The organism is Pseudomonas sp. SK3(2021), from assembly GCF_016772375.1.
Lineage (GTDB): Bacteria > Pseudomonadota > Gammaproteobacteria > Pseudomonadales > Pseudomonadaceae > Aquipseudomonas > Aquipseudomonas chlororaphis_I.
In genome coordinates, this window is record NZ_CP061943.1 from 3,143,730 (window position 1) to 3,160,991 (window position 17,262).

General features: G+C 65.8%; 11 protein-coding genes. 7 read left to right on the forward strand and 4 right to left on the reverse strand.

Annotation, left to right across the window (positions count from 1 at the left end; all coding sequences use genetic code 11):
• Positions 1–132 precede the first annotated feature (132 nt).
• The 6 genes from IF690_RS14170 (at position 133) to IF690_RS14195 (ending at position 12,514) form a co-directional block, all read left to right on the forward strand.
• The gene (locus IF690_RS14170; RefSeq protein ID WP_202701111.1) at positions 133–1,455 is read left to right on the forward strand and encodes an MdtA/MuxA family multidrug efflux RND transporter periplasmic adaptor subunit; all 1,323 of its coding nucleotides are present in this window, start codon (positions 133–135) and stop codon (positions 1,453–1,455) included.
• A complete protein-coding gene (locus IF690_RS14175; protein WP_202701113.1) occupies positions 1,452–4,556 on the forward strand; it encodes an MdtB/MuxB family multidrug efflux RND transporter permease subunit in 3,105 nt (1,034 codons plus the stop codon). The genes IF690_RS14170 and IF690_RS14175 overlap by 4 nt, the downstream gene beginning before the upstream one ends.
• Positions 4,553–7,660, forward strand: a complete 3,108-nt coding sequence (locus tag IF690_RS14180) for an efflux RND transporter permease subunit (protein ID WP_202701115.1) — start codon at positions 4,553–4,555, stop codon at positions 7,658–7,660. The genes IF690_RS14175 and IF690_RS14180 overlap by 4 nt, the downstream gene beginning before the upstream one ends.
• Entirely contained in the window at positions 7,657–9,135 is a 1,479-nt protein-coding gene (locus IF690_RS14185; protein WP_202701117.1) for an efflux transporter outer membrane subunit, read from the forward strand. Before IF690_RS14180 ends, IF690_RS14185 begins: the two co-directional genes overlap by 4 nt.
• 350 nt (positions 9,136–9,485) lie before the next feature.
• Positions 9,486–11,564 (forward strand): putative bifunctional diguanylate cyclase/phosphodiesterase, encoded by a 2,079-nt coding sequence (locus tag IF690_RS14190; RefSeq protein ID WP_202701119.1) that lies wholly within the window; start codon positions 9,486–9,488, stop codon positions 11,562–11,564.
• Positions 11,565–11,767: 203 nt separating this feature from the next.
• Complete coding sequence (locus IF690_RS14195; RefSeq protein WP_202701121.1) at positions 11,768–12,514, forward strand: SDR family oxidoreductase; 747 nt, start codon at positions 11,768–11,770, stop codon at positions 12,512–12,514.
• 179 nt (positions 12,515–12,693) lie between these two features.
• Here IF690_RS14195 and mapR read toward each other — a convergent pair whose 3' ends face one another.
• The 3 genes from mapR to IF690_RS14210 form a co-directional block, all read right to left on the reverse strand.
• Entirely contained in the window at positions 12,694–14,103 is a 1,410-nt protein-coding gene (gene mapR, locus IF690_RS14200; RefSeq protein WP_009048808.1) for a GntR family transcriptional regulator MpaR, read from the reverse strand.
• 133 nt (positions 14,104–14,236) lie between these two features.
• Positions 14,237–15,649, reverse strand: a complete 1,413-nt coding sequence (gene ccoG / locus IF690_RS14205; RefSeq protein WP_202701123.1) for a cytochrome c oxidase accessory protein CcoG — start codon at positions 15,647–15,649, stop codon at positions 14,237–14,239.
• Positions 15,650–15,856: 207 nt separating this feature from the next.
• Positions 15,857–16,090 (reverse strand): DUF3203 family protein, encoded by a 234-nt coding sequence (locus tag IF690_RS14210; protein ID WP_202701125.1) that lies wholly within the window; start codon positions 16,088–16,090, stop codon positions 15,857–15,859.
• Positions 16,091–16,286: 196 nt separating this feature from the next.
• Here IF690_RS14210 and IF690_RS14215 point away from each other — a divergent pair, with 196 nt between their 5' ends.
• On the forward strand, positions 16,287–16,802 hold the full coding sequence (locus IF690_RS14215) for an MgtC/SapB family protein (protein ID WP_202701126.1): 516 nt from the start codon (positions 16,287–16,289) through the stop codon (positions 16,800–16,802).
• Between the two features lie 91 nt (positions 16,803–16,893).
• Here the strand turns inward: IF690_RS14215 and IF690_RS28945 are convergent, their stop codons facing one another.
• On the reverse strand, positions 16,894–17,091 hold the full coding sequence (locus IF690_RS28945) for a hypothetical protein (protein ID WP_215729801.1): 198 nt from the start codon (positions 17,089–17,091) through the stop codon (positions 16,894–16,896).
• Positions 17,092–17,262: the final 171 nt, after the last annotated feature.

The following is a 17,262-nucleotide window of genomic DNA, read 5'->3' on the forward strand; positions in this document are numbered from 1 at the left end:
TTTATTTGTGCTTCAGTGGCTTAGCAGACACTTGCAAACGTAGGCCCAAGGTAAATTGCCGGTAAAGGCGCTTTGCTAAACACCGGCCAGTGCTTATCTTTCAGCCTTCTGAAAAAGATCCCCTCGCGCCCAATGGTTGATCATTCCATGCAATCCTCCGTTTCCCGCAACTCCCGTCGCTGGCTGTTCGGCCTGCTTGTCCTGTTGGCCATCGTCGGCCTGTGCTGGAAGTTCTGGCCGGCCTCGACCACCCACAAGGATGCCGCCGGGCAAAAGGCCGCTGCCGGACACACCGGGCGTAGCGGGTCGATGCGGCCGGGATTCGGTGGCGCGACCGGGCCGATCCCGGTGCGGGTGGCGCCGGCCACGCGCGGGGACTTCCCGCTGTATTACAAGGCGCTGGGCACCGTCACCGCGCTGAACACCATCAATGTGCGCAGCCGGGTGGCCGGTGAGCTGGTCAAGGTGGCCTTCGAGGAAGGGCAGATGGTCAAGGCCGGCGACCTGCTCGCGGAAATCGACCCACGGCCTTACCAGAACGCCTTGCTCCAGGCCGAAGGCACGCTGTTGCAGAACCAGGCCCAGTTGAAGAACGCCCAGGTCGACTACGAGCGTTATCGCGGCCTGTATGCCCAGGACAGCATCGCCAAGCAGACCCTGGACACCGCCGCGGCGCTGGTCGGCCAGTACCAGGGCACGGTCAAGACCAACCAGGCGGCGGTCAACGACGCCAAGCTCAATCTCGAATTCACCAAGATCCGCGCGCCGATCACCGGCCGCGTCGGCCTGCGCCAACTGGACGTCGGCAACCTGGTGGCGGCCAACGACACCACCGCGCTGGCGGTCATCACCCAGACCCAGCCGATCAGCGTCGCCTTCACCCTGCCGGAGAATAACCTGAGCACGGTGCTGGAGCGTTATCGCAGCGGCGCCAGGCTGCCGGTGGAAGCCTGGGACCGCGGCGACCAGGCGCTGCAGGCCAGCGGCGTGCTGCAAAGCCTCGACAACCAGATCGACACCACCACCGGCACCCTGAAGTTCAAGGCGCGTTACGAGAACCGCGACCAGGTGCTGTTTCCCAACCAGTTCGTCAACGTGCGCGTGCTCGCCGATACCCTGAAGAACGTGGTGCTGGCGCCGTCGGCGGCGATCCAGTTCGGCACCAACGGCACCTTCGTCTACGCCCTGGACGGCGACAACAAGGTCAAGATCCGCCCGTTGCAGGTTGGCGACAGCAACGGCGATTCCACCGTGGTCAAGGCCGGCCTGGAAGCCGGCGATCGCGTGGTGCTGGAAGGCACCGACCGCCTGAAGGACGGCAGCGAAGTGGAGGTGGTCAACACCGCCGAGGAAGTCCCGGCCACCCCGACCCAGCACCTGCAGGGCAAGCCGGCCAGCTCGGCGACCACGCCGGCCCCGGCCGCTGACGCCCCGGCGAGCAAGGTCGGCGCATGAACCTCTCGCGGCTGTTCATCCTCCGTCCGGTAGCCACCACCCTGAGCATGCTGGCCATTGTCCTGGCCGGCCTGATCGCCTATCGCCTGCTGCCGGTCTCGGCGTTGCCCCAGGTCGATTACCCGACCATCCGGGTGATGACCCTGTACCCCGGCGCCAGCCCCGACGTGATGACCAGCGCGGTCACCGCGCCCCTGGAGCGCCAGTTCGGGCAGATGCCCGGCCTGACCCAGATGGCCTCCACCAGCTCCGGCGGCGCCTCGGTGCTGACCCTGCGCTTCAACCTCGACATCAATATGGATGTCGCCGAGCAGCAGGTGCAGGCGGCGATCAATGCCGCGACCAACCTGCTGCCCACGGATCTGCCGGCGCCGCCGGTGTACAACAAGGTCAACCCGGCGGACACCCCGGTGCTGACCCTGGCCATCACCTCCAAGACCATGCTGCTGCCCAAGCTCAACGACCTGGTCGATACCCGCATGGCGCAGAAGATCGCGCAGATCAGCGGCGTCGGCATGGTCAGCATCGCCGGCGGCCAGCGCCAGGCGGTGCGGATCAAGGTCAACCCGCAGGCCCTGGCGGCCAACGGCCTCAACCTGGCGGACGTGCGTACCCTGATCGGCGCCTCCAACGTCAACCAGCCCAAGGGCAACTTCGACGGCCCGACCCGGGTGTCGATGCTCGACGCCAACGACCAGCTGACCTCGCCCAAGGATTACGCCGAGCTGATCCTGGCCTACAAGAATGGCGCGCCGCTGCGCCTGAAGGACGTCGCGCAGATCGCCGGCGGCGCCGAGAACGAACGCCTGGCGGCCTGGGCCAATGAAAACCAGGCGGTGCTGCTCAATATCCAGCGTCAGCCCGGGGCCAACGTGATCGAGGTGGTGGACCGGATCAAGGCGCTGCTGCCGAGCATCACCGACAACCTGCCGGCCGGCCTTGACGTCACCGTGCTCACCGACCGCACCCAGACCATCCGTGCCTCGGTCACCGACGTGCAGCACGAACTGCTGATCGCCATCGCCCTGGTGGTGATGGTGACCTTCCTGTTCCTGCGCCGGGCCAGCGCCACGGTGATCCCGTCGATAGCCGTGCCGCTGTCGCTGATCGGTACCTTCGGCGTGATGTACCTGGCGGGTTTCTCGGTCAACAACCTGACCCTGATGGCCCTGACCATCGCCACCGGCTTCGTGGTCGACGACGCCATCGTGATGCTGGAGAACATCTCGCGCTTCATCGAGGAGGGCGACAGCCCGATGCAGGCCGCGCTCAAGGGCGCCAGGCAGATCGGCTTCACCCTGGTGTCGCTGACCCTGTCGCTGATCGCCGTCCTGATTCCGCTGCTGTTCATGGCCGATGTGGTCGGGCGGCTGTTCCGCGAGTTCGCCATCACCCTGGCAGTGGCGATCCTGATTTCCCTGGTGGTGTCCCTGACCCTGACGCCGATGATGTGCGCGCGCCTGCTCAAGCGTGAGCCCAAGGCAGAAGCACAGGGCCGCTTCTACCGTGCCAGCGGTGCCTGGATCGACTGGCTGATCGCCAGCTACGGTCGCTGGCTGCAGTGGGTGCTCAAGCATCAGCCGCTGACCCTGCTGGTGGCCGTCGGCACCCTGGCGTTGACCGTGTTCCTTTATATGGTGGTGCCCAAGGGCTTCTTCCCGGTGCAGGACACCGGGGTGATCCAGGGCATTTCCGAAGCGCCGCAGTCGGTGTCCTTCGCTGCCATGAGCCAGCGCCAGCAGGACCTGGCGAAAATCATCCTGGCCGACCCGGCGGTGGAAAGCCTGTCGTCCTATATCGGGGTCGATGGCGACAACGCCACCCTCAACAGCGGCCGGTTGCTGATCAACCTCAAGCCGCACCGCGAGCGCGACCTCAGCGCCGCCGAAGTGATTGCACGCATCCAGCCGCAGGTCGACCAGTTGGTGGGCATCCGCCTGTTCATGCAGCCGGTGCAGGACCTGACCATCGAGGACCGGGTCAGCCGCACCCAGTACCAGTTCAGCCTGTCGTCGCCGGATGCCGACCTGCTGGCCCTGTGGACCGGGCGCCTGGTGGATGCCTTGGCTCACCGGCCAGAACTCACCGACGTCGCCAGCGACCTGCAGGACAAGGGGTTGCAGGTGTACCTGGTGATCGACCGCGACGCCGCTTCGCGCATCGGTGTCTCGGTGTCGAACATCACCGACGCGCTGTACGACGCCTTCGGCCAGCGGCAGATTTCCACCATCTACACCCAGGCCAGCCAATACCGCGTGGTGTTGCAGGCCCAGGCCGGGGAAAACATCGGCCCGCAGGCGCTGGAACAGATCCATGTGAAGGCCGCCGACGGCGGCCAGGTGCGGCTGTCGAGCCTGGCCCGGGTCGAGGAGCGCCAGGCGCAACTGGCCATCGCCCATATCGGCCAGTTCCCGGCGGTGATGATGTCGTTCAACCTGGCGCCCGGCGTGGCCCTGGGGCAGGCGGTGGACATCATCGAGCAGGTGCAGCGGGACATCGGCATGCCGGTGGGCGTGCAGACCCGGTTCCAGGGCGCGGCCCAGGCGTTCCAGGCTTCGCTGTCGAGCACCTTGCTGCTGATCCTGGCGGCGGTGGTGACCATGTACATCGTGCTGGGGGTGCTCTACGAGAGCTACATCCACCCGATCACCATCCTGTCCACGCTGCCGTCGGCGGCGGTGGGCGCCTTGCTGGCGCTGATCCTCAGCGGCAACGACCTGGGCATGATCGCGATCATCGGCATCATCCTGCTGATCGGCATCGTCAAGAAGAACGCGATCATGATGATCGACTTCGCCCTCGACGCCGAACGCAACCAGGGCATGGCCCCGGAGCAGGCGATCTACCAGGCGGCGCTCCTGCGTTTCCGGCCCATCCTGATGACCACCCTGGCCGCGCTGTTCGGCGCCGTGCCGCTGATGCTCGCTACCGGCTCCGGCGCCGAACTGCGCCAGCCCTTGGGCCTGGTGATGGTCGGCGGCCTGTTGCTGAGCCAGATCCTGACGCTGTTCACCACGCCGGTGATCTACCTGTACTTCGACCGCCTGGGCCGGCGCTGGCGTTCGGCGCCTGAGCCCGCGGAGCCGGTAGAGCAGCCATGAACCTGTCCGGACCCTTTATCCGCCGGCCGGTGGCCACCATGCTGCTGAGCCTGGCGATCATGCTGCTGGGCGGCGTCAGCTTCGGCCTGCTGCCGGTGTCGCCGCTGCCGCAGATGGACTTCCCGGTGATCGTGGTCCAGGCCAGCCTGCCGGGGGCCAGCCCCGAGGTGATGGCGTCGACCGTGGCCACGCCCCTGGAGCGTTCCTTCGGCGCGATCGCCGGGGTCAACACCATGAGCAGCCGTTCCAGCCAGGGGTCGACCCGGGTCATCCTGCAATTCGACCTGGACCGCGACATCAACGGCGCGGCGCGGGAAGTGCAGGCGGCGATCAACGCCTCGCGCAACCTGCTGCCCAGCGGCATGCGCAGCATGCCCACCTACAAGAAGGTCAACCCGTCCCAGGCGCCGATCATGGTGCTGTCGCTGACCTCCGATGTGCTGGAGAAGGGCCAGCTGTACGACCTGGCCTCGACCATCCTGTCCCAGAGCCTGTCCCAGGTGCCCGGGGTGGGCGAGGTGCAGATCGGCGGCAGTTCGCTGCCGGCGGTGCGCATCGAGCTCGAGCCGCAGTTGCTCAACCAGTACGGCGTGGCCCTCGACGATGTGCGCAAGACCATCGCCGAAGCCAACGTGCGCCGACCCAAGGGCTCGGTGGAGAACAGCGAGCAGATGTGGCAGGTGCAGGCCAACGACCAGTTGGAGAAGGCCCGTGACTACGAGCCGCTGATCATCCATTACAAGGACGGCGCGGCCCTGCGCCTGAAAGACGTGGCCAGGGTCAGCGACGGCGTCGAGGACCGCTACAACAGCGGCTTCTTCAACGACGACGCGGCGGTGCTGCTGGTGATCAACCGCCAGGCCGGGGCCAACATCATCGAGACGGTCAACGAGATCAAGGCGCAGTTGCCGGCGTTGCAGGCGGTATTGCCGGCCAGCGTCAAGCTCAACCTGGCGATGGACCGCTCGCCGGTGATCAAGGCCACCCTGCATGAAGCCGAGATGACCCTGCTGATCGCCGTGGCCCTGGTGATCCTGGTGGTCTACCTGTTCCTCGGCAATCTGCGCGCCTCGCTGATCCCGACCCTGGCGGTGCCGGTGTCGCTGGTGGGCACCTTCGCGGTGATGTACCTGTACGGTTTTTCCCTGAACAACCTGTCGCTGATGGCGCTGATTCTCGCCACCGGGCTGGTGGTGGACGACGCCATCGTGGTGCTGGAGAACATTTCCCGGCACATCGACGAAGGCATCGCGCCGCTGAAGGCGGCTTACCTGGGGGCCAAGGAGGTCGGTTTCACCCTGTTGTCGATGAACGTCTCGCTGGTGGCGGTGTTCCTGTCGATCCTGTTCATGGGCGGGATCATCGAAAGCCTGTTCCGTGAGTTTTCCATCACCCTGGCGGCGGCCATTGTCGTGTCCCTGGTGGTGTCCCTGACCCTGACCCCGATGCTCTGCGCCCGCTGGCTCAAGCCCCACGTGCCGGGCCAGGAGAACGGCCTGCAGCGCTGGAGCCAGCGCGGCAACGACTGGATGGTGGCGAAATACGCCAGCAGCCTGGACTGGGTGCTGCGCCACAAGCGCCTGACCCTGCTCAGCCTGTTCGTGACCATCGGTGTCAACATCGCGCTGTACGTGGTGGTGCCCAAGACCTTCATGCCGCAGCAGGACACCGGCCAGTTGATCGGTTTCGTGCGGGGCGACGACGGCCTGTCGTTCACCGTGATGCAGCCGAAGATGGAAATCTTCCGCCGCGAAGTGCTCAAGGACCCGGCGGTGGAGAGCGTGGCCGGCTTCATCGGTGGCAGCAACGGCACCAACAATGCCTTCATGCTGGTGCGCCTCAAGCCGATCAAGGAGCGCAACATTTCCGCGCAGAAGGTCATCGAGCGCCTGCGCAAGGAAATGCCCAAGGTGCCCGGCGCCCAACTGATGCTGATGGCCGACCAGGACCTGCAATTCGGTGGCGGCCGCGAACAGACCACCTCGCAGTATTCCTACATCATTCAGAGCGGCGACCTGGGGGCGTTGCGCGAGTGGTACCCGAAAGTGGTGACCGCGCTGCGTGCCTTGCCGGAGCTCACCGCCATCGACGCCCGCGAAGGGCGGGGCGCCCAGCAGGTGACCCTGGTGGTCGACCGCGACCAGGCCAAGCGCCTGGGGATCGACATGAACATGGTCACCGCGGTGCTCAACAACGCCTACAGCCAGCGGCAGATTTCCACCATCTACGACAGCCTCAACCAGTATCAGGTGGTGATGGAGGTCAACCCGAAGTACGCCCAGGACCCGGTCACCCTCAACCAGGTGCAGGTGATCACCGCCGACGGCGCGCGGGTGCCGCTGTCGACCATCGCCCATTACGAGAACAGCCTGGAAGACGACCGGGTCAGCCACGAAGGCCAGTTCGCCTCGGACAGCATTGCCTTCGACATGGCCGAAGGGGTGACGGTGGAGCAGGGCACGGCGGCCATCGAGCGGGCGATCGCCAAGGTCGGCATGCCCGAAGACGTGATCGCCAAGATGGCCGGCACCGCCGACGCCTTCGCCGCGACCCAGAAGAGCCAGCCGTTCATGATCCTTGGCGCGCTGCTGGCGGTGTACCTGGTGCTGGGTGTGCTCTATGAAAGCTACATTCACCCGTTGACCATTCTCTCCACGCTGCCGTCGGCCGGGGTCGGCGCCTTGCTGTCGATCTATGTGCTGGGCGGCGAGTTCAGCCTGATCTCGCTGCTGGGGCTGTTCCTGCTGATCGGCGTGGTGAAGAAAAACGCCATCCTGATGATCGACCTGGCGTTGCAGCTGGAGCGCCACCAGGGCCTGGGCCCGCTGGACTCGATCCGCAGTGCCTGCCTGCTGCGCCTGCGGCCGATCCTGATGACCACCCTGGCGGCGATCCTCGGCGCCTTGCCGTTGCTGCTCGGCAACGCCGAAGGCGCGGAAATGCGCCAGCCCCTGGGCCTGACCATCATCGGCGGCCTGGTCTTCAGCCAGATCCTGACCCTCTACACCACCCCGGTGGTCTACCTCTATCTCGATCGCCTGCGCCATAAGTTCAACCACTGGCGTGGGGTTCGTACCGATGCCGCTCTGGAAACGCCGCTATGACTGACTGTTCGCCCCGCAACCTTCCTCAGTGCCTGGCCCTGGCCCGTGGCTCGCGGTTGTCGAGCCTGGGCTTGAGCCTGGCGCTGCTCAGCGCCTGCGCCATCGGCCCGGACTATCAGCGCCCGACCGTCGCCGAGCCTGCGCAATACAAGGAGGCGGCGGGCTGGCGCCAGGCCAGCCCCAGCGATTCCCTGGCCCGTGGCGCCTGGTGGGAGCTGTACAGCGACCGCCAGCTCAACGACCTGATCGACAAGCTCAACAGCGCCAACCAGACCGTGGCACAGTCCGAGGCCCAGTACCGCCAGGCCCAGGCGCTGGTGCGCAGCGCCCGTGGCTCGCTGTTCCCCACGGTCGACCTGAGCGCCGGGAAAACCCGCGCCAGCCAGGGCACCGGCAGCAGCAGTTCGGCCCTGAGCAGTTCCTCCAGCGGCATTCGCGACACCTACAACACCCAGCTCGGGGTGAGCTGGGAGGCGGATGTCTGGGGCAAGCTGCGCCGTGGCCTGGAAGCCAACGAAGCCAGCGCCGAGGCGAGCTTCGCCGACCTCGCGGCGATGCGCCTGAGCCAGCAGTCGGAGCTGGTGCAGAACTACCTGCAACTGCGGGTCATGGACCAGCAGAAGCGCCTGCTCGAAGCCACGGTGGCGGCCTACCAGCGCTCGCTGACCATGACCGAGAACCAGTACCGCGCCGGCGTCTCCGGCAAGGACGCGGTGGCCCAGGCACAAACCCAGCTGAAAACTACCCAGGCCGACCTGATCGACCTGATCTGGCAGCGCGCCCAGCTGGAAAACGCTATCGCGGTGCTGATCGGCTTGCCGCCGGCCGAGTTCAGCCTGGCCGAGACCCAGGACATCCCGGCCTTGCCCCAGGTGCCCTTGAGCCTGCCGTCGCAATTGCTGGAACGGCGCCCGGACATCGCCTCGGCCGAGCGTTCGGTGATCGCCGCCAACGCCAATATCGGCGTGGCCAAGGCCGCCTATTACCCGGACCTGACCCTGAGCCTGGCCGGCGGCTACAGCAGCAGTACCTATGCCGACTGGATCAGCCTGCCGAACCGCTTCTGGTCGGTGGGACCGAAACTGGCTATGACCCTGTTCGACGGCGGCCAGCGCTCGGCGGAAGTCGACCGCACCGAGGCGGCCTACGACCAGACCGTGGCCAAGTACCGCCAGACCGTGCTCGACGGCTTCCGCGAGGTGGAGAACTACCTGGTGCAGCTCAAGGTCCTGGAAGACGAAGCCGCGGTGCGCCAGCAGGCCCTGGACGCGGCGCGCGAGTCCCTGCGCCTGACCGAGAACCAGTACCGGGCCGGGGTGATCGCCTACCTGGACGTGGTGGCGGTGCAGGCCACGGCGTTGAGCAACGAACGCAGCGTGTTGAGCCTGCTGCAAAGCCGGCTGGTCACCAGCGTGCAACTGATCGCCGCCCTCGGCGGGGGCTGGGACGGCCAGCTTCAGGCCAGCAAGGAGTAACAGGCTGAATCCGCGATCCGCCCGGACAATCGCGTCGCCGGGTTTACGACCGCTGCCTGACCCGAGCGCAGTCCTGACCCCGCGGCCTGCCATCAATGCGCTGCCTGGCGTTACGAGCGCTGCGTCGGAGTGCCGCTTTGCCTGCGGCGACCCAGATGGCGGCGTGCCTGGCGTTATGTAGCCGTTGTCAGGCGTCGAGTCGCTGTAACCGATTTGTTTTATCAGGCGGCTATTTTCATCTGTATGATGGCTTTTTGCTTACTTTGTGAGTGTGTTTCCACACGCAATCAGTACAATTGCGCCTTTTACCGCCGGGCATGGACGCTTCCGGCTAACGCCACGAGACGTTCATGCTCACCGGTACCTACTCTCCCGCCCTGGTTCTGATTTCCCTGTTTGTGGCGATTCTCGCCTCTTACACCGCGCTCGACCTGACCGGTCGCATCGCCACCACGCGTGGTCGAGCGGCGTTGCTGTGGATGGCCGGCGGCGCCCTGGCCATGGGCATCGGGGTGTGGTCGATGCACTTTATCGGCATGCTCGCCTTCAGCCTGCCCATCGACCTGGGCTACGACACCGGCATCACCGCGCTGTCACTGCTGATCTCCGTGCTGTCCTGCGGTTTCGCCCTGTGGCTGGTGAGCCAGCAGAGCCTGCCGCTCTGGCAACTGGCCTGCGGCGCGCTGGTCATGGGCGCCGGGATCAGCGCCATGCATTACACCGGCATGGCGGCGCTGCGCATGCAGCCGGGCATCGACTATGACCCGAGCCTGTTCGGCGCCTCGCTGCTGATTGCCGTCGGCGCCTCGGCCGCGGCGCTGTGGATCGCCTTCCGCCTGCGCCGCAACACCCCTTATGTGCGCCTGGCCCGTTGCGGGGCCGCGATGGTGATGGGCATCGCCATTGTCGGCATGCACTACACCGGCATGGCCGCGGCGCGTTTCGCCGACGGCAGTTTCTGTGGCGCGGCGGCGGATGGCCTGAGCGGCAAGGGCCTGGACAACCTGGTACTGATCACCACCCTGGCGGTGCTGGTCATTGCCTTGCTGACCTCGGTACTCGACGCCCGCCTGGAAGCCCGCACCGCGGTGCTCGCCGAGTCGCTGACCGTGGCCAACCGCGAGCTGACCCAGCTGGCGCTGCACGACACCCTGACCGGCCTGCCGAACCGCACGCTGCTGGCCGACCGTATCGACCAGGCGATGCAGCGGGTGACAGAGCAGGGCGGTTGTTTTGCCCTGATGTTCATCGACCTGGACGGCTTCAAGCCGGTCAACGACGCCTTTGGCCATCACATGGGCGACCAGTTGTTGCGCGAGGTGGCGGTGCGCCTGCGCGAAGACCTGCGCAGCCAGGACACCCTGGCGCGGATCGGCGGCGACGAGTTCGTGCTGCTGGTACAACTGAACGAGGCGGACGATGCCTTGCGCCTGGCCGCGCGCCAGGTGGGCCTGATCGGCCAGGCGTTCCGGGTGGCCGAGCATGAGTTGCAGATCTCCGCCAGCGTCGGCATCGCGGTGTACCCGGGTAACGGCCTGACGCCCCAGGAACTGCTGATGAATGCCGATGCGGCGATGTATCACGCCAAGGGCACCGGCAAGAACGGCTACAGCTTCTTCGACGCCTCGATGAACAGCGATGCGCGCCGGCAGCTGCAACTGCTGCAGGACCTGCGCCATGCCGTCGAGCACGGCCAGTTCAGGCTGTATTACCAGCCCAAGTTCGACGCTGCCAACGGCCTGCCAGTGGGCGCCGAAGCGTTGCTGCGCTGGGATCACCCGCAACTGGGCTTGCTGCTGCCGGACAAGTTCATCGACCTGGCGGAAAAGACCGGGCTGATCATCCCCATCGGCGAGTGGGTGCTCAACGAGGCCTGCCGGCAGATGCGCGAGTGGTACAGCGAAGGTTATGAAGGCTGGCGGATCGCGGTGAACATCTCCGCGCTGCAGTTCTGCCATGCCGGGCTGGTCGACAGCGTGGCCAGGGCATTGAGCCGCCACCAGTTGCCGGCCAACAACCTGACCCTGGAGATTACCGAGACCACGGCCATGAGCGATGCCGATGCCAGTATGACCGTGCTCAAGCAACTGGCGGAAATGGGCGTGGACCTGTCCATCGACGACTTCGGTACCGGCTATTCGAGCCTGATGTACCTCAAGCGCCTGCCGGCCAACGAATTGAAGATCGACCGCGGTTTTGTCCGCGACCTGGAGCACGACAGCGACGACGCGGCGATTGTCTCGGCCATCGTCGCCCTGGGCCAGGCCCTGGGCCTGCGCATCGTCGCCGAGGGCGTGGAAACCGATGTGCAGCAAAGCTTCCTGACCCAGCTGGGCTGCGATTCGCTGCAAGGTTATTTCCTCGGCCATCCGCTGCCGGCCGCGCGCTTCATGCAGAACATCCATCAGGCCGAACAACTGGCCCTGTAGCCGCTGCCGAGCCCGCGAGGCTGCGATCGGTTTGGGCGGCATTCCGACGCAGCGACCGCAAACTCCAAGCCTGCGACCTGCCTGGATAGACACGCCGACCGGCGATCCGCCACGGGACGAATGACGGCCCCGAGAAGGTTTGCAACGCTGGCCCGAGGGTGTTTAATTGCTGGCGTTCAACGATCAGCGAGGGAGTTGGCAGCATGGACAAAGTCATCCTCATCACCGGTGGCGGTCGCGGTATTGGCGCGGCCACCGCGCTGCTGGCCGCGCAACAGGGTTATCGCATCTGCATCAACTACCAGGCCGACGAGCAGGCGGCCTTCCAGGTGCTGGAGCAGGTGCGGGGCCTGGGTGCCCAGGCGATTGCCGTGCGGGCCGATGTCAGCATCGAGGACGAAGTGATCGCCCTGTACCACCGGGTCGACGCCGAACTGGGGCGGGTCACCGCGCTGGTGAACAACGCCGGGACTGTCGGGCCGAAGTCGCGACTCGACGAAATGTCCGAATTCCGCATTCTGAAAATCATCAAGACCAACGTGCTCGGGCCGATCCTCTGCGCCAAGCATGCGGTGCTGCGCATGTCGCCAAGGCATGGCGGGCAGGGCGGCAGCATCGTCAACGTGTCCTCGGTCGCTGCCCGCCTGGGCGCACCCGGCGAGTACATCGACTACGCCGCCTCCAAAGGGGCGCTGGACACCTTCACCATCGGCCTGTCCAAGGAAGTCGCCGGCGAAGGCATCCGCGTCAACGGGGTGCGCCCGGGCTATATCTACACCGACTTCCACGCCCTGAGCGGCGACGCCGACCGCGTCAGCAAGCTGGAATCCGCCATCCCCATGGGCCGCGGCGGCCGCCCGGACGAAGTGGCGGAAGCGATCATCTGGTTGCTGTCGGACAAGGCCTCGTATTCCACCGGGACCTTTATCGACCTGGGCGGTGGCCGCTGATCCTGTAGCCCTGTAGCCGCTGCCGAGCCTGCGAGGCTGCGATCGACTGCGTAGCAGTCGCAAAGGCAGCTGGCGCGTTTATCCAGGCAGATCGCGGACTCAGGGTTTACGGCCGCTGCGCTGCCGATCGCAGCCTCGCTGCGCTCGGCAGCGGCTACAGGTTCCACACCGGCCCGGCTTCAGAACGACCGCACGATCCTGCCCAGGGTTTCCATGGCCTTTTCCGCCGCTTCGTTCCACGGGCTGCCGTAGTTGAGGCGGATGCAGTTTCGAAAGCGCTGGGTCGGCGAGAAGATCGGTCCCGGGGCGATGCTGATGCCCTGAGCCAGGGCCATCTGGAACAGCTTCAACGAGTCCATCTGCGCCGGCAGTTCCAGCCACAGGAAGTAGCCGCCGGCCGGCTGGCTGACCCGGGTCTGCGCCGGGAAATAGCGGGCGATGGCGGCGAGCATGGCGCTTTGCTGTTCTTCCAGGGCGTAGCGCAGTTTGCGCAGGTGGCGGTCGTAGCCGCCGTGTTGCAGGTAGTCGGCGATGGCCGCCTGGGCCGGCATCGAGGCGCACAGCGAGGTCATCAGTTTCAGCCGTTCGATCTTCTGCGCGTAACGCCCGGCGGCGACCCAGCCAATGCGATAACCCGGGGCCAGGCTCTTGGCGAACGAACCGCAATGCATCACCAGGCCCTCGGTGTCGAAGGCCTTGGCCGGTTTCGGCGCCTGCTGGCCGTAATACAGCTCGGCGTAGACGTCGTCCTCGATCAGCGGCACCTGATGGCTGCGCAACAATTCCACCAGTTCCTGCTTCTTCGCCTCGGGCATGGTCGCGCCCATGGGGTTCTGGAAGCTGGTCATGCACCAGCAGGCCTTGATCGGGTGCCGTTCCAGGGTCTGCGCCAGCACCCCCAGGTCGATGCCGTCCCGCGGGTGCACGGGGATTTCCACCGCCTTGAGTTTCAGGCGCTCCAGCACTTGCAGGCTGGCGTAGAAGGCCGGGGCCTCGATGGCCACCAGGTCGCCCGGTTCGGTCACCGCCTGCAGGCACAGGTTCAGGGCTTCCAGGGCGCCGTTGGTGATCAGCAGTTCCTCCATGGGCAGCATCAGCCCGCCGACCATGTAGCGCAGGGCGATCTGCCGGCGCAGTTGCGGGTTGCCCGGCGACATGTCGGTGACCACCACGCGCGGGTCCATCTCGCGGCTGGCGCTGGCCAGGGAGCGCGACAGGCGTTGCAGCGGGAACAGGGTCGGGCTGGGAAAGGCCGAGCCGAACGGCACGGTGGTCGGGTCCTTGATCGAGTCCAGCACCGAGAACACCAGTTCGCTGACATCGACCTCGGTGGACTCGTTGACCTGGCTGCTGATCACCGGCTCCGAGAACGGGCTGGGCGCATGGGTGTTGACGAAGTAGCCGGAGCGCGGCCGGGCGCGGATCAGGCCGCGCCGTTCCAGCAGGTAATAGGCCTGGAATACCGTGGACGGGCTGACCCCATAGGTCTGGCTGGCATAACGTACCGAAGGTACGCGCTGGCCGGGGCCGAGTACCCCGGAGCGGATCAGTTCTGCGATGTCGTCGGCGAATTTTTCGTAGCGTTTCATGGGGCGGCTCGGGTTGGAGGCTGCGGTGGCTGAGCGATGCATCGCGAGCACGCTCGCTCCTACAAGGACCCATGCGCGCCTGTAGGCGCGAGCGTGCTCGCGATAGCCGCAAAGCGGCGCCCAGTCTAAGGGATCAACGGTTCAAGGGTGCAACAAACCGGCTTTTGGCCACGCTGTAGATCTGTGGCTGGTCGGCGTCGACCACCTTGAAACTCAGCTCCTGGGAACTGCTCTGCGGCTGGTCGGCGATCATCGCCACTGACACCGGCAGGTCGACGATCTCGCCTGCGGCCAGGCTGATTTCACGCTTGCCCTGCAGCTCGAAGCCGTCGCCGTCCACCAGTTGCAGGCGGTAATCCTGGCGTTGCTGGGTCTTGTTGATGATCTTCAGGCTGTAGATGTTCTCGATCTGGCCCAGGCTGTTTTCGCGGAACAGGCCACGGTCCTTGCTGACGTCCAGCGACACCATCGGCCGCTCCACCAGCGCCAGGGCCAGGGCGCCGATCATCACCAGCAGCACCGTGCTGTAGCCGATCAGGCGCGGGCGCAGCAGGTGGGTCTTGCCACCCTGCAACTGGTGCTCCGAGGTGTAGCTGATCAGGCCCCGGGCATAACCCATCTTGTCCATGATCGAATCGCAGGCGTCGATGCAGGCGGCGCAGCCAATGCATTCCATCTGCAGGCCGTCGCGGATGTCGATGCCGGTCGGGCAGACCTGCACGCACAGCTGGCAGTCGATGCAGTCGCCGAGGCCGATATCGGCCGGTTTCACGCCGCGTTTGCGCGGGCCGCGGATTTCGCCGCGGGCCGGATCGTAGGAGATGGTCAGGGTGTCCTTGTCGAACATCACGCTCTGGAACCGCGCATAAGGGCACATGTGCATGCACACCGCCTCGCGCAGCCAGCCGGCGTTGAGGTAGGTGGCGCCAGTGAAGAACAGCACCCAGAACAGGCTGACGCCGCCGATCTGCAGGGTCAGCAGCTCCTCGGCCAGCGGCCGGATCGGGGTGAAGTAACCGACGAAGGTCAGCCCGGTGAGCAGGCTGATGGCCAGCCACAGGGTGTGCTTGGCCGAACGGCGGATCAGCTTGTTCAGGTTCCAGGGCGCGGCTTGCAGCTTGATACGCTGGTTGCGTTCGCCCTCGGTGATTTTCTCGCACCACATGAACAGCCAGGTCCAGGAGCTCTGCGGGCAGGTGTAGCCGCACCAGACGCGGCCGGCGAACACGGTGATGGCGAACAGGCCGAAGGCGCAGATGATCAGCAGGGCCGAGAGCAGGATGAAATCCTGCGGCCAGAAGGTGGCGCCGAAGATATGGAACTTGCTCTGCGCCAGGTCCCAGAGCACCGCCTGGCGGCCGCCCCAGTTCAGCCACACGGTGCCGAAGAACAGCAGGAACAGGAACCCCGCGCCGCTCATGCGCAGGGTGCGGAACAAGCCGGTGAAGCTACGGGTGTGGATCAGGTTGTCGCTGGACTTGGCCTTCGTCGCAGGGCGCGCAGGCTCGAATGTTTCTACTAATCGGACGGGGATTCTTTCGCTCATGGTCGTTCGCTCATCAGCCTCCATCAGGCCGGTGAACTATGCCCAGCGATCTGTTTGCATAACAGGCTCAGGTATCGCAATAAAAAGCAGATCAGATGGCCGCGCAGGGCCGCCCTGCGACAACTTGCCATACCCGGTAAAGCGCCCGGTCTCCGGCGCCAGCGGCGCTTGGCACAGGCCTGCGCCGGGCGCTGTGATGCAGATCAGTCAAATCACCGAATCACTGTCGGTGGCGTGCAGATGGCGCCGGCCGTCGATGGCGCCTGCTACGGTCAATGCGTCGGCTTCTGCTTCGGTGAGGTAGATGCGTTGTCCTTCGAGGTCGACCGCCGACATCGACTTGGCCGCGTCGGTGACCACGGTCACGGCGCTGGCCGGCAGGCGGGCGTGAAGGGTTTCGGTGTCGAAGTGGCAGGTCTGGTTTTCGATGCGCAGGCTCATGGTCGAATCCTGTTATGCGGTGGGTAGGGTCTTTAGGGCCCGGCTGCCGCCCGGGGTTCTGCCCGACCGATCAATGGTCGTCCGCCGGCAGATCGCACCTTTTGCCTGGCGCCGCTGTCCTCTCATTAACGAGGGCCGCCTCGCCAAGCTCGTCGCCCGCCCGTCAACAAGAAGCCGAACGGAAAAGGATCTGCGCATGAACGCCTGGTGGAATGAAGTCTGGGTCACCCTGCAAGCGGAGTTCGCCGACATCGGCGATGCCCGGCAACTCACCCAGATCACCGTGCGCCTGCTGATCGCCGCGCTGCTGGGCGGCATTCTCGGTTTCGAGCGTGAGCACAAGGGCAAGGCCGCCGGGGTGCGCACCCATATGCTGGTGGCGCTGGGGGCGGCGCTGTTCGTGCTGGTGCCGCAGATGTCCGGTTCCCAGGCCGATGCCATGAGCCGGGTGGTGCAGGGGGTGATCGCCGGTATCGGTTTTCTCGGCGCGGGCACCATCCTCAAGGGCAAGCAGGACGAGGAGGGGCACGTCAAGGGCCTGACCACCGCAGCGGGACTCTGGATGACCGCGGCAATCGGCGTTTCGGTGGGCGTTGGCCGCGAAGCCACGGCGGTGCTCAGCACCTTGCTGGCGCTGGCGGTCTTCAGCGTGATGCCCTGGATAGTGCGCAAGCTGGAAGGCGACGAGGATCCGCCCGGAGGAGCGCCCTGAAGGCGTCACGGGCACGCCCGCCGCCAGCAACGACGGAATGCCCGCCGCGGGGTGGCGACGGCGTCGACGGACAATCGATTGTCTACGCTTGTCATGGTTTGGGCGTAATGCTGTGACTCGAAGCGATGACCGGCGCCGGATCGCTCGGCGGGTCCTCCTTGGGCGGCGGGGTTGTTTCTGGTGGCTCTTCTTCGGGCACCGGTTGCGGCCCTGTTGGTGGCAAGACCGGTGGCAAGATCGGGCGATCGATGTTCGGATCGGGTGTTTGCGCAGGGATCGGGATACCCATCGGCATGGCCTCCTTTGTGCTTGGTTTTACGCCGTCTCCCAAGGTGGACCCGCGATCCTGCGATTTGATTCCCGGCGCGAAGGGAGGCACATCCGGGTGAACTTTCCCGGCCCTGGTGTCTCGGAACCTAAGTGCTTCGCTGATCCGCGCGGGCCGTTGCCGGCCCAGGGG